This is a genomic window from Streptomyces chromofuscus, assembly GCF_015160875.1.
Taxonomy (GTDB): domain Bacteria; phylum Actinomycetota; class Actinomycetes; order Streptomycetales; family Streptomycetaceae; genus Streptomyces; species Streptomyces chromofuscus.
This window is the reverse complement of record NZ_CP063374.1, coordinates 175,680-187,937: the sequence shown is the minus strand read 5'-3', so window position 1 is coordinate 187,937 and position 12,258 is coordinate 175,680. Positions and strand designations below refer to the sequence as shown.

Sequence of the window (12,258 nt, the reverse complement as noted above, 5' to 3'; positions counted from 1 at the left end):
CGCTGCTCGGGGCGACGACCGGCGGGCCCCGCGCGTCGCCACGCCACGCATCGGCAGCCGCTGCCCTCGCAGGCCGAGGCGAGGGCGGCGAGCTCGTCACCCGGAGCGGAGCACGTGACTGTGGTGGCCCGCGTCGTCGAGGCTCAGCACCTCGACCGCCCGCCCCCGCGCGGCGGCACGCGATGAGGGCCGGCCGTCTGTGGCGTTGACCGACGCGTGTCGACCAGCCGGTCCCTCAGCACGTCCGTGGCGTCGTTGTCGCTCACGTTCATCATCGACAACGCCAGTTCGCGCACCGACAGCTCGACGGGGTCGGGCATCACCGACAGACCCGTCGGACCGAGGGTGCGCCCGTCCGGGGGGCCGTGATCCGGTCGGTCAGGTCCCCTCGGCCCTCCGCCGCCTTGCGTGCGATGCGAACAGGTCGACCGGGACCGGGACCTGGAAGACGCTCGCCGGCATCATCGGCTCGTCCGGCCGCAGACCTACCACCGCGCCCGAGGCGAGGTCGACCGCGTGGACGGCCCCCTCCACGTCGGCGGCCGCGAACGCCTCCGCCATTGCCGCTTCCCCCTCCGGCGTCGGTGACCGAACGCCCCTCGTCGGCGCTCTCGAACCGCTCCATGCCGGACCCTTCCACGAAGTCCGCACCGCTTTCGTGCGCGTGGCCGGCCGCATGCCGTGCGAGGAAGCACGGACATTCGGTTCGCCGCCGCGTCTGCGCCCGGTCCGACGAGGCCGCTCGCCCCGCTGCGTTCTGCGGCCCGAGCCGGCCCTTCGACGTTGGCGAAGTCATCGACCGCGCGGACGGCGCGGGCAGCCGCGCGGGTGCGACGACGGCCCCTGCCGGCGGCGTTCGTGGCCTCGTCCCACCGACGCCGTGGCCGGGGCCGCCGCGCACCGCACGGCGTGGACCGTGCTGCTGTTCATCGCGCCCGCGGAAGCGACCGGAACGACCGCGGCATGGCAGGGCTCCGCCGGCCCCCGGTCTGCCTTTCGGATGAGATCCGATGGCCGCGAGGTGGACGCCGGGGTCCCGGCTCCGCCGTCCGGGCGAGGACCAATGACGTGCCTGTGGGGGAGCGGGAGCGCGAGCGCGCCGAAGAAGCTTGAAGACGTCAGTTCGGGAAGCGGTCCCAGCGGATCGCCCCATGTTTTACTGCGGAAAGGTGCGTCGCGATGTCCGAGCACTCCTCTCAGCGTTCGATGCGGCAGCGTGTGGTCCCCGGTCGGCGTATGGCCGTGCTCGGCGCGATGGTGACGGCGTGCGCCGTCGGACTGTCGGGGACGCCGGCCCTGGCGGCGGACACGGACACGCGGCGCCCGGTGGCGGCGGCCTCGACCGCCGCGTCCGTCGCGAAAGAGCAGGAACGCGTGCGGGCCGTCCTGGAGCATCTGGTCGCCAAGAAGATTCCCGGAGCCGTCGCCACCGTCCGCCACGGCGACCAGGTAAGCCACGCGGCCGCCGGCCTCGCCGACGTCGAGTCCGGTCAGGAAATGACGCCCAAGCACCACTTCCGGGTCGGCAGCAACACCAAGGTGTTCACCGCCACGGTCGTGCTGCAGCTGGTCGGCGAGAACCGCCTGTCCCTGGACGACAGCGTAGAAAAGCTGCTTCCCGGCACCCTCCGCGACATCGAGCGCATCACGGTGCGGCAACTGCTGAACCACACCAGCGGTCTGGACGACTACGCCAACCACCTCACCTCCATGCAGCGGACCTACAGGCCGCACGAGCTGGTGGCCATGGCCGATGAGCGCGAGCGGCTCTTCGTGCCCGGCGCCAGGTGGGAGTACTCGAACACCAACTACGTCCTGCTCGGCATGATCGTCGAGGCTGTCTCCGGCCGTTCCTTCACCGAGGAACTGCACCGGCGGATCATCGTCCCTCTGCGCCTCCACGACACCCGGCTTCCGCTGACCACCTCGAGGATCCAGGGCCGCTACGCCCACGGCTACCTGCTGAACTCCCCCGACGGGACGCTCCCGGACGAGACGGTGGAGAACCCCTCGTGGGCGTGGACGGCGGGCGCGATGACCTCGACCACCACGGACCTGGCCCGCTTCCAGCGGGCACTGCTGGGGGGCGACCTGCTCAAGCCGGAGCAGCTGGCGCAGATGAAGGAGACGGTGCCGATGGGTGCGGACCCCACTCGCTCCTACGGTCTCGGCCTGATGCGCAACACGGCCGACGGAACGACGCTGTGGGGACACAACGGCCAGATCCCCGGCTACTTCACCGCCGCCTTCACCAGCGAGGACGGCCGGCACCAGGTCGTGCTGGCGGTCAACGGCAACCCGAACTCGTTCAACCAGCTGCAGTTCCTGGGCATCAGGGACGCCATGGCGGAGCTGTTCGAGCACTCTTCCTGAACCGCTTCGCGTCGGCCCCCGCCCGGTTCCGGGCGGGGGCCGACGCGCGCGGTCCGTCGAACCGTCGCGGTCGAACCCGCACCGCCACGGCAGCGATCGTCCAGGGCCGTGAGGGCCGTGAGGGCCGTGCGGGCCAGTCGTGGGCGGCCGGTCGCGGGCAGCCCCACTCGGCGTGAGGTGTGGGGAACCGAGCTCGAAAGGGGCCCCCACCGCGTTGCTTGCCACTGAGCCGACGACCGTCGCGAGGGCTCGCTCCGTACGCTTCATCTGCGCAGGCAGTCGACGTCACACGGCAGCCGCGCCGGCCTCTTCTTCGCGCGGTGGTCGGACGTCCAAGGCAGCGTCCCTTCCCATCGTTCCATCACTGCCGACGGGCAGCACCCCCCCCCGAATCCGTGTGCGGCTTGCCGCGTCGCAGCGCATCCCCAGCGGCTCGGTCTTCGACACCTGTCGTGACGCCACTGATGTTGCGACAGACGTCAGAGGGACAGCCGCGGGGTTGCGGGGGTGCGGATGTGGCGGACGCCCGCGTCGTGCCGTTGCGCGCCTGCTCTCTTGAGGCCCTTTCACCGGCCCGGTGTTGCCGGCCTGCCCAGCTGGGGCAAGGGCTGACAAACGCTCCACCGGACCGATGAGTAAGGGGCCTTGTCAGAGCACCCTAGGAGGGCACGGTCCGGTACACGCACAGGGGACCGGTCAACTGCAGCTCACACAACTCGACGGCGACGATCGTGCCGGAGAACCGTGCGTTCCCGCAGCCGGCACTCGATCCGTTGCCGTCTCGTACTGTGCCGCCCTGGCCGTTCCTGACGTAGAAGATGGCGGAGACACCGTTGCCGTCCCGCTCCATGTCGCAGACCTCGACCCAGGAGCGGTCAGCACCGACGCCGGCGTAGTCGCTGCCCTCGTACACCCGGTAGTAGCTCGCCGCCTGCGCCGGGAAGGCACTGGCGAGGGCGAACATGCTGACACCTGCCAGTACCGAAGCCAGCCTGGCAGGCGTCTTTATCGCACGGATTCTCATTTTTCCCTTTCTGTAGTGCATTAGTGAGCTGCGTATTTCCCATGGGTCCTGCTGGTGGCGCACAGGTCAGTGCGTGCCCTCGTGGTCAATGTCGTTCACATCGGCAGCAGCGGATGCTGGCAGAAGTTACCGACCGGCCGAAAGTACTTTTCCAAGCCAAGATTCCCTGCTCTGGCCGGAATCATCACCCAAAGGGCGTCGGGAATCACCGGTGCGAAGTCAAGTGAGGGTGAGGCGAGCCGATTTGGCGCGCATCGTCAATGCATTTGGCATTCGCTGTCAATGACCTTCCGGTCATCGGCGTGCCACAGTCGGACCGCTGGTGGTTCGCTGCTGCCCGTTCCGGCCGACGCCGCGACGAGGCGGGGTGAACCGAGGCCGACGCCGGTAGTCGGGTCGCCGTATCAACAGCGAGAGTGCTCGGCCCATGCGTAACCCCGAAGAAAGGAACAACGTGCCAATTGGTTCACGTGCCGTGGCAACCATGGTGCCGCTGTTCTTGCGGCTGGTGGAATCACCGCGGCCACCAGCACGCCGGCCGGCGCTGCTACCTGCTACGGCCGTGCCCGGTCCTACTGCACGAACGATTCGTGGGAGGGGCCGTGGGGAGGCGCCCTGCTGACCACTACGGCCTACTGCAACGACATCAACCTGAAGCCCACCGACCGCGGTATTTACGTGCAGACCTGCTTCTGTCGTACGGGCACGTGCAACGGATACCGCGATGGGACGAAGTTCTACTGGGACTTCCCGGCTACAGCGAGGTACTCGTCGCCTACTGACGGAATCCGGGGTAGACGTCACGGCTTTGGTGAACGGGGTATGTCAGAGTCTCCGGGCAATTCAAGGCCCGGAACCCGAGCCGAGCCACGTCGTGCCCCGGCCCTGGACGTCCGTTGGTCGCTTGATCGCGCAGTATCGCCCTGGGCATCACAAGGCCTCGGTGGCGCAGCGCGCGCGGGCCGCATCTGAACAGATCACGCGTCAGGCGGGGGCATCGGCCGGTGACTTCGCCCCTGCCATGGACGAGTCGAGGCCGGTCGGTACCAGATGCCGGTATTCGCCGGGGGACATGCCGTACGCGGCGCGAAAAGCGCGGCTGAAGTGCGCGGGGTCTGAGAACCCCCAGCGGGCGGCGATGGCACGGACCGATCGGGAGCGCAGGAGTGGGTCGGCCAGGTCGCGTCGGCAGGACTCCAGCCGACGGCCGCGGATCCAACCAGCGACGGTCAAGCCCTCCTGCTGAAAGAGGCGGTGCAAGGAGCGCAGGGACATGTGGTGCGCGGCGGCGATCGCCCCCGGGGACAGGTCCGGGTCGTCGAGGTGTCGCTGTACGAAGGCGCGAATCTGCAGCAGTTGGGCTTTGTGGCGAGCTGATGGCGGCACCGATGCGTCGGCATCAAGGTAGTGGGCGAGGTACGCGGTCAGCAGGTCGAGAGTGCACGCGGCGAGGCGGCTGTCATCCGCTGGGGTGTAGGCGGCGGCACCCGCGGTCAACTGCACGAGGTACCCGGACAATACGGCCCCGAGACCTTCGCGCCCCGGCAACGGAACGGCAGTGAGCCGGTCCAGTTCGTCCGCCGGCAGCGGCAGCAGCGCCCGGGGGAATGCCACCATCACCCCCTTCACCCTGTCCGAGTCGTCGGCTGTCCAGCCGTGCCAGGGACGCGAGGTGTCGTAGAGCATCATGTCCCCGGCGCCACAGACGGAGTCCCGGCCTGCCTGAAGGATCCGGTGGCCCCCACGCAGGCTCAGCATCATCTGGTAACCATCGGGGTCCGATCTTCGTATCAGCTGCGTCGACCGACGCGTCTCCAACGCCGGGTAGGCCAGGGCCGACACCTGAAGGTCGCCCAGCTGCAGCACTCGCGCCCGTGCCCGGAAATCCGCCTCGTGGTCGCTGCGGATCACATTCGGTATCAACGCCTTGGCTGTCATGTCGTGCCAGGATCCGAATCGCTCGGCCACCGGTAGATCCGCCGTCCGGAAATCCGTCACCAGCACCATGCATCCTCCCCTCATCGGGACGCGTGACGTCCCCACTGGGCAGGGAGGTTATCCAGAGTCACATGGAGAATCCATGCGTCCGCAGCCAGGTCCGTCGGCCGGAGGTGTCGTGATCCGGACGGGAGGGACAGCCGGGCACGATCCGGACGCTGCTGCCCGGCTGCAGCAACGGCCGTCGTACGCCGGTGTTCCACGCCGGCTGGTGGTGTACTCGGCGCCTGCGGCGCCCGGCCGCCATGCGCACCCACCGCACGGGCCGGGTGGGAGCGGCAACTCCATCACATCCGCTGTCATGCGACGGGCCGGAGCGGGTCCTCCCAGGCATTCAGCGCGCGCTCAGGTCCAGGTTCGCCACGCAGGTTTCGTCGCGCAGTCTCTCCGGCGGCGACAGCATGAACCGCGCCCCCGGCCGGCGATCGCGTGGCCCCGTCGGCCGCGCGGCCGCGTCCCGGCGTCCGGTTGGCGGGGGAGGGGTGGCGGTCACGTGGTCCGCGGGCGCGTACCCTGCGGCGTGACACACAAGGGGGCCGCGCCCGCCCTTACGGCTACCCAATTGCCCTACTTGATAAGTGCTTACGCCTATGAATGGGTAAATGGGCGATACAGGCGAGTGTCACGAGTATGTCGGCAATGTGTAACAGCGGTCGCGTGGTGCCCGTGTTGTGCCGGCCGGTGGGCAGTGTGGCGGACGTCGGCCAGCAGGCCGACGTCCGCACCACGCACCCACGGGCGGCTGATGTCAGACGCCCGTGGGTGCCGGCACCTTGGCAGGGAGAGCCTGTGTTCCCTTACCCGTGTGTGACCCCGCGCCGTCTGGCCGCCGCCACCTTGGCGGCTGCTGCTCTGGCGGGGGCCGGCGTCGCAGCGCCGGCGTCCGCGGCCGACCGTGACTGGCGCAGCCCGGCCGTCGAGATCAGTTCTGTGCAGTACGACTCCCCGGGCCGTGACACCCGTTCCAACCGTTCCCTGAACGGGGAGTGGGTGGAGGTCACCAACACCACTCGCCGCGGCGTGAACCTGGACGGCTGGACGCTGTCCGATGAGGACGGCAACACCTACACCTTCGACCGCTTCCGCCTGGCGGGTCGGGCAACGGTCCGTATCCACACGGGCGAGGGCCGCGACCGCGGCGGCGCCCTGTACCAGGATCGCCGCGACCACGTGTGGGACAACCGTTCCGACACCGCCACCCTGCGCAACGACTGGGGCCGTTTCATCGACGCCCTCTCCTGGGGCGGCCGCCACCACGACCGCAACGACGACGGACGTCACGGAGGTGACCGCGACGGACGCCACGACCGCAGCGACAGCCGCCACCACGACCGCAACGGCAGCGGACGCCACGACCGTAGCGACAGCCGCCACCACGACCGCAACGGCAGCGGACGCCACGACCGTAGCGACAGCCGCCACCACGACCGCAACGGCAGCGGACGCCACGACCGTAGCGACAGCCGCCACCACGACCGCAACGGCAGCGGACGCCACGACCGTAGCGACAGCCGCCACCACGACCGCGGACGTCACGGAGGCGACCGTCTCAGCGGTCGTGACTGACCCCCGCGTGCCGGTGAACCGGTAGCCGGTATCCGCAGTTGCCATCCGTTGTTGGCGCGCCCAGGCCCTGCTCGCCCGGGCGCGCCGCCGGCGTGTGGGCCGTGTCCGGCGACGAGCGCCTTTCGACACCTACGCTCGCTCGGCTTCTGCGTGGCTTCGTTGTTCTCTGGGGACAGCGTGTGGTGACCGGTTCCGGAGGCACTTGGCGATTGCCTGGCGCACGGATCTCGAGGAGCAGCGACGGCACTGCCGTGTCCGCGAACGTGGGACGGCCGGCCGTGCGTCACAGCAGCTGTTCGTCGAAGGGCCGACGGGGTCGCCGGAGCCGGGCTTGACCGTCGCGGCGGGGTTGCACTGCGCGATCCCGAAAGAGTACGGCCCTTTGCGCCCTCGCCGACCGCGTCCCGTGCTCCCAGCCGACGGTCACCGCCACGGTGGCGCACCTGGAGCCCGCAGGACTCGTGCGCCGCGAGCCCGCCCTCGCCGACGGCCGCGCCGTCCGGGTGGCCATCACGGCGCCGCTGTGTGGAGCAAGAACGTAGTCCCGCACAGAGCCTGCCGGTCCCGCACCCGACCCGCAACCACCAAGGAGGCGCACAAGCCCGGCTCGTTCCGGCTCCACCGCATGCCGGGGGCGTCGTCAAGCGCCGGCAGTTGCTGCGCGCCCACCGTGCCGACGCGCCGGCCGCCGCCGACCGCACAGTCCGACTGGTACGTGCCGCGGATCTTGTTGTGAGCGCACGCGAACGCGGTCGGCCGACGGGGCCGGCCGCGTAGGACCGGGGGGCTCCGCATCCGCTACGAGCGACGCGCCGACCTCCACCAGGGCACAGGCCTACGTCTCCACGGTAGCGAGACCGGTGGCCGTGGCCTGGAGCAAGCGGGTCAGTCGCGGTTCGAAGTCGAGGGCAATGTGCCCCCAACGGGGATGCTGGGCGTAGAGCTCGGCAAGCGTGGGTGTGGGATGGGAGATCTGCCAGAGGTTGGCGGTCAGCCCCAACGCCACGGTGATGAGGTCCTGCACCTGTGCGCTGGTCATGGTGCTGGCGGCTGTCAAATCGTCGACGATGGCGTCGTACACGGCGAACGTGTTGGTCTTGTAGCGGTGGGCGCGTTCGATGCAGACGTCTCCTTCGAGGCTGAGCGGGACGTGGGTGAGCAGGTCGCAGAGCAGCGGTTGCGCAGCGAGCGTGGCGGCCACGACGGCCGCGACCCCTTCCGGCGCGAGACCGCGGGTGCCGACCAGACGGGCGGCGAGGGACTCGTGCCACTGTCGCCAGCCGCGTTCGGCCAGTTCGAGCAGGAGTTCCTCCTTGCTGTCGAAGTAGCGGCGGACGGCGGAGGGGTGCAGGCCGGCGGCCTCCGTGACGGACGCCAGCGTGATGTGGCGAACACCGCCTCGGGCGGCGGCCAGCCCTCGGGCTGCCTCGAGCAGGTCTTCGGCCCGGCGGAGCTTGGCTTCGGGCGAACGGGCTCGGCGCTGCATGACCACACCTTAACGCACTCCCGCTGCGTAAACCGGAGTGGCGTGCTAGCGTGACATTAACGCAAGGCAATTGCGTTAACTCGGCGCGCGGACACCATCGCCTCGGCGAAGCCCACGCGCACCCATCCCTTGAAAACGGAGCTCGTCCCATGTCCAAGGTTTTCCTGGTCACTGGTTCCTCCCGCGGCCTGGGCCGCGAGATCGTCACGGCCGCCCTCACCGCAGGGCACCGGGTGATGGCCACCGCCCGCGACCCGCGCACCCTGGAAGATCTGGTCACCGCCCACGGCGATCAGATCCGTACCGCTCAGCTCGACGTCACGCAGCCCGACGCCGCCGAACGTGTCGTCGCCGAGACCGTCGACGCCTTCGGGCGGCTGGACGTCGTGGTGAACAACGCCGGTCAGGGCGACCGCGCTTCCTTGGAAGACACGTCCCTCGAAGCGTTCCGCCGCCAGATCGACACCAATTTCTACGGCACGGTGTACGTCAGCCGGGCCGCTCTGCCCCTGCTGCGCCGCCAGGGCGGCGGTCACATCATCCAGATCTCTTCTCTCGGCGGCCGCATCGCCAGCCCCGGTATGACCGCCTACCAGTCCGCCAAGTGGGCCGTGGGTGGTTTCTCCGAGGTCCTCGCCGCCGAAGTCGGCCCGTTGAACATCAAGATCACTGTCCTGGAACCGGGCGGCATGCGCACCGACTGGGCAGGGGCTTCCATGCACACCCCGCCCATCAGCGAGCCGTACCAGCCCACCGTCGGAGCCGCTGCCGAGGCGATGAAGGACTTCGCCCGCGAGGCGAACGGTGACCCAGCCAAGGTGGCCCAGGTCGTCCTCACCGTCGCCGACCTTGACGAACCCCCCCTGCGCCTGCTCCTGGGCTCGGACGCCTACACCTACGGGCGTGCCGGCTGGACCAGGCGCCTGGAGGAGGACGAGAAGTGGCGGCACCTCAGCTGCTCCACCGACCACGACCAGGCCGAGGACAACGGTTCCCGTTGGCTTGACAGTTGAACCTGCCGATCGCTACAGCACGAAGTTCGTGGGCGGCGGAGGCATATGAGGCTGCGGGCTGCTTCGAGCCCCGTGCACCGGCGGGTTCACCGGCCGTACCGTGCTCGGGCCTCTCGCACCGCGTCCGGCTTGACCTGGCCGGTCTGGGCGAGGGCGGAGAGCGCCGCGACGACGATCGACTGGGCGTCGACCCCGAAGTGGCGGCGTACGTCCTCCCGGGTGCCGGACAGGCCGAACCCGTCCGTGCCGATCGAATGCCACTCCTGGGGCACCCACTGGCTGATCTGGTCCGGGACCGTTCGCATCCAGTCGCTGACCGCCAGCACGGGTCCCGGCGCTCCGGCCAGCGCACGCGTGACGTATGGCACCCGCTCCTCTCCCCGCAGCCGTGCCGCGTCACACTCCAGTGCGTCGCGCCGCAGCTCGCTCCAGGAAGTGGCGGACCACACGTCGGCGGCCACGCCCCAGTCCTCGGCGAGCAACCGCTGCGCTTCCAGCACCCAGTGAATGGCGGTTCCGGAGGCAAGGAGTTGCAGGCGCGGGACGTTCGCCGACGGGTGGTGGCTCTCGGCCTGCCGGAAGCGGTACAGACCCTTGAGGATGCCCTCCTCCACGCCGGGCTCCAACGGCATGGCCGGCTGGATCCTGGGCTCGTTGTAGACGGTGAGGTAGTAGAACACGTCCTCCGCGTCCGGGCCGTACATGCGGCGTAGTCCCTCGCGGACGATGACGGCGATCTCGTAAGCGAAGGCGGGGTCATAGGCGACCGCTGCCGGGTTGGTGGAGGCGATCAGGTGGGAATGACCGTCACCGTGCTGAAGGCCTTCGCCGGTCATGGTGGTGCGGCCGGCGGTGGCCCCGACGAGGAAGCCGCGGCCGAGTTGGTCGGCCAGCGCCCACATCTGGTCGGCTGTGCGCTGCCAGCCGAACATCGCATAGAAGATGTAGAAGGGGATCATCGGTTCGCCGTGTGTCGCGTACGAGGTGGCGGCGGCCGTGAAGGAGGCCATGGAACCGGCCTCGGTAATGCCCTCGTTGAGAACTTGGCCGTCCTGAGCCTCCCTGTAGTAGAGCAATTGGTCACGGTCGACCGGCTCGTAGTTCTGCCCGACCGGGGAGTAAATACCGAAGGCGGGAAAGAAGGACTCCATGCCGAAGGTGCGGGCCTCGTCCGGCACGATCGGCACCCATCGCCTGCCGGTGTCTGCCTCCCGCATCAGGTCCTTGAGCAGACGGACGAGTGCCGTGGTGGTCGCGATCTCCTGGGTCCCCGATCCCTGGGCCAGCGCCTGGAAGTGTCTGGCCGAGGGGGAGGGCAGTGCCACGGGGTGGAACCTGCGTGCCGGAGCGGGACCACCCAGTGCCGCCCGGCGCTCGTGGAGGTAGCGGACCTCGGCAGAGTCGGTGCCCGGGTGGACGTACGGGACCAGGTCGCCGTCCAGCCTGCTGTCCGGGATCGGCAGGTCGAGCAGGTCTCGCAGCGCGCGGAATTCCCTGCCCGTCAGCTTCTTCATCTGGTGATTGGCGTTGCGTGACTCGAATCCGCTGCCAAGCGTGTGGCCCTTGACCGTCTGGGCGAGCACCACCGTCGGCGCGCCCCGGTGTTCGACGGCCGCACGGTACGCGGCGTGGACCTTGCGTGGTTCGTGCCCGGCCCGCGAGGTGTGGAAGCAGTCGATGATCTGCGCATCGGTCAGCACCCTCGCCATCTCGACCAGGTCTGGATCCGCGCCGAAGAAGTGCTGACGGATGTACGCCGCGTCCCGCGTCGCGTACGTCTGGAACTGCCCGTCGGGAACCTCGCGCAGGCGCCGTACGAGGGCGCCCGTGGTGTCCAGAGTGAGCAGATCGTCCCAGGCGGTGCCCCACAGCGCCTTCACGACGTGCCAGCCCGCCGCACGGAACTGGGCCTCCAGCTCCTGCACGATCTTGAAGTTGGCGCGCACCGGTCCGTCGAGTCGCTGAAGGTTGCAGTTGACGACGAAGGTGAGGTTGTCCAGTCCTTCGCGGCCCGCGAGAGCCAGGGCAGCGGTCGACTCGGGTTCGTCCATCTCGCCGTCGCCGAGGAACGCCCACACGTGCGAAAGGGAGGTGTCCTTGATGCCGCGGTGGCGCAGGTAGCGGTTGAAGCGTGCCTGGTGGATCGCGGTGAGCGGGCCCAGGCCCATCGAAACCGTCGGGAACTCCCACAACCAGGGGAGCCGGCGCGGGTGCGGGTAGGACGGCAGGCCTCCGCGTCCCGTCTCCTGCCGGAAGCGGTCCAGCTGCTCCTCGGTGAGTCTGCCGTCGAGGAAGGCGCGCGCATAGATGCCGGGGGAGGCGTGCCCCTGGAGGAAGAGCTGGTCGCCCGAACCGTCCGCGTCCTTGCCCCGGAAGAAGTGGTTGAAGCCGGTTTCGTAGAGCCACGCGGCGGAGGCGAAGGTGGCTATGTGGCCACCGAGCCCGTAGCGACTTCCACGGGTCACCATCGCGGCCGCGTTCCAGCGGTTCCACGCGGTGATGCGCCGCTCCATCTCCTCGTCGCCGGGAAAGGACGGCTCAGCTGCCGTGGGAATGCTGTTGACGTAATCGCTTTCCAGAAGCTTCGGCAGGACCAGGCCGACACGCTCGGCGTGCTCGAGGGTGCGCCGCATGAGGTACGAGGCGCGGTGTGGCCCGGCGGCTGCGGCGACGGCGTCGACGGACGCCGCCCACTCGGCGGTCTCCTCGGGGTCGAGGTCGGGACTCTGACCCGGTTCGCTCGGCCGGCCAAGTGTGTCCTCGGTCATGGTGCTCGCCTCTTTCCTGCTGCTGACAGC

9 protein-coding genes and 1 pseudogene are annotated in these 12,258 nt (G+C 69.4%); 4 read left to right on the top strand and 6 right to left on the bottom strand.

Annotated elements, in window-relative coordinates; genetic code table 11:
* Positions 1-143: 143 nt before the first annotated feature.
* Both IPT68_RS34910 and IPT68_RS00720 read right to left on the bottom strand, forming a co-directional pair.
* Positions 144-320 (bottom strand): serine hydrolase, encoded by a 177-nt coding sequence (locus IPT68_RS34910; RefSeq protein ID WP_189697657.1) that lies wholly within the window; start codon positions 318-320, stop codon positions 144-146.
* Positions 321-378: 58 nt separating this feature from the next.
* Positions 379-561, bottom strand: a complete 183-nt coding sequence (locus IPT68_RS00720) for a hypothetical protein (protein WP_189697658.1) — start codon at positions 559-561, stop codon at positions 379-381.
* A gap of 618 nt (positions 562-1,179) precedes the next feature.
* Between IPT68_RS00720 and IPT68_RS00715 the strand changes: the two genes are divergently transcribed.
* Positions 1,180-2,373, top strand: a complete 1,194-nt coding sequence (locus tag IPT68_RS00715; protein WP_189697659.1) for a serine hydrolase domain-containing protein — start codon at positions 1,180-1,182, stop codon at positions 2,371-2,373.
* 658 nt (positions 2,374-3,031) lie between these two features.
* Here the strand turns inward: IPT68_RS00715 and IPT68_RS00710 are convergent.
* Together IPT68_RS00710 and IPT68_RS00705 are read right to left on the bottom strand one after the other, a co-directional pair.
* On the bottom strand, positions 3,032-3,337 hold the full coding sequence (locus IPT68_RS00710; RefSeq protein WP_189697660.1) for a hypothetical protein: 306 nt from the start codon (positions 3,335-3,337) through the stop codon (positions 3,032-3,034).
* 1,044 nt (positions 3,338-4,381) lie between these two features.
* Positions 4,382-5,404 carry an AraC-like ligand-binding domain-containing protein gene (locus IPT68_RS00705; RefSeq protein WP_228040123.1) on the bottom strand — a complete coding sequence of 341 codons (1,023 nt, stop codon included), beginning with the start codon at positions 5,402-5,404 and terminating at the stop codon, positions 4,382-4,384.
* Between the two features lie 780 nt (positions 5,405-6,184).
* Here IPT68_RS00705 and IPT68_RS34740 point away from each other — a divergent pair.
* Together IPT68_RS34740 and IPT68_RS00695 are read left to right on the top strand one after the other, a co-directional pair.
* Positions 6,185-6,961, top strand: coding sequence for a lamin tail domain-containing protein (locus IPT68_RS34740; RefSeq protein WP_322734591.1), 777 nt, complete (start codon positions 6,185-6,187; stop codon positions 6,959-6,961).
* A 425-nt stretch (positions 6,962-7,386) separates the two neighbouring features.
* Positions 7,387-7,503, top strand: a pseudogene (locus IPT68_RS00695) (hypothetical protein); the annotation flags it as partial.
* Positions 7,504-7,796: 293 nt separating this feature from the next.
* On the opposite strand, the gene IPT68_RS00690 reads toward IPT68_RS00695, so the two are convergent.
* Complete coding sequence (locus IPT68_RS00690; RefSeq protein ID WP_228040121.1) at positions 7,797-8,447, bottom strand: TetR family transcriptional regulator; 651 nt, start codon at positions 8,445-8,447, stop codon at positions 7,797-7,799.
* 149 nt (positions 8,448-8,596) lie between these two features.
* Here IPT68_RS00690 and IPT68_RS00685 point away from each other — a divergent pair, with 149 nt between their 5' ends.
* The gene (locus IPT68_RS00685; protein ID WP_189697663.1) at positions 8,597-9,460 is read left to right on the top strand and encodes an SDR family NAD(P)-dependent oxidoreductase; all 864 of its coding nucleotides are present in this window, start codon (positions 8,597-8,599) and stop codon (positions 9,458-9,460) included.
* An 86-nt stretch (positions 9,461-9,546) separates the two neighbouring features.
* Here the strand turns inward: IPT68_RS00685 and aceE are convergent, their stop codons facing one another.
* On the bottom strand, positions 9,547-12,228 hold the full coding sequence (gene aceE, locus IPT68_RS00680) for a pyruvate dehydrogenase (acetyl-transferring), homodimeric type (protein ID WP_189697664.1): 2,682 nt from the start codon (positions 12,226-12,228) through the stop codon (positions 9,547-9,549).
* Positions 12,229-12,258: the final 30 nt, after the last annotated feature.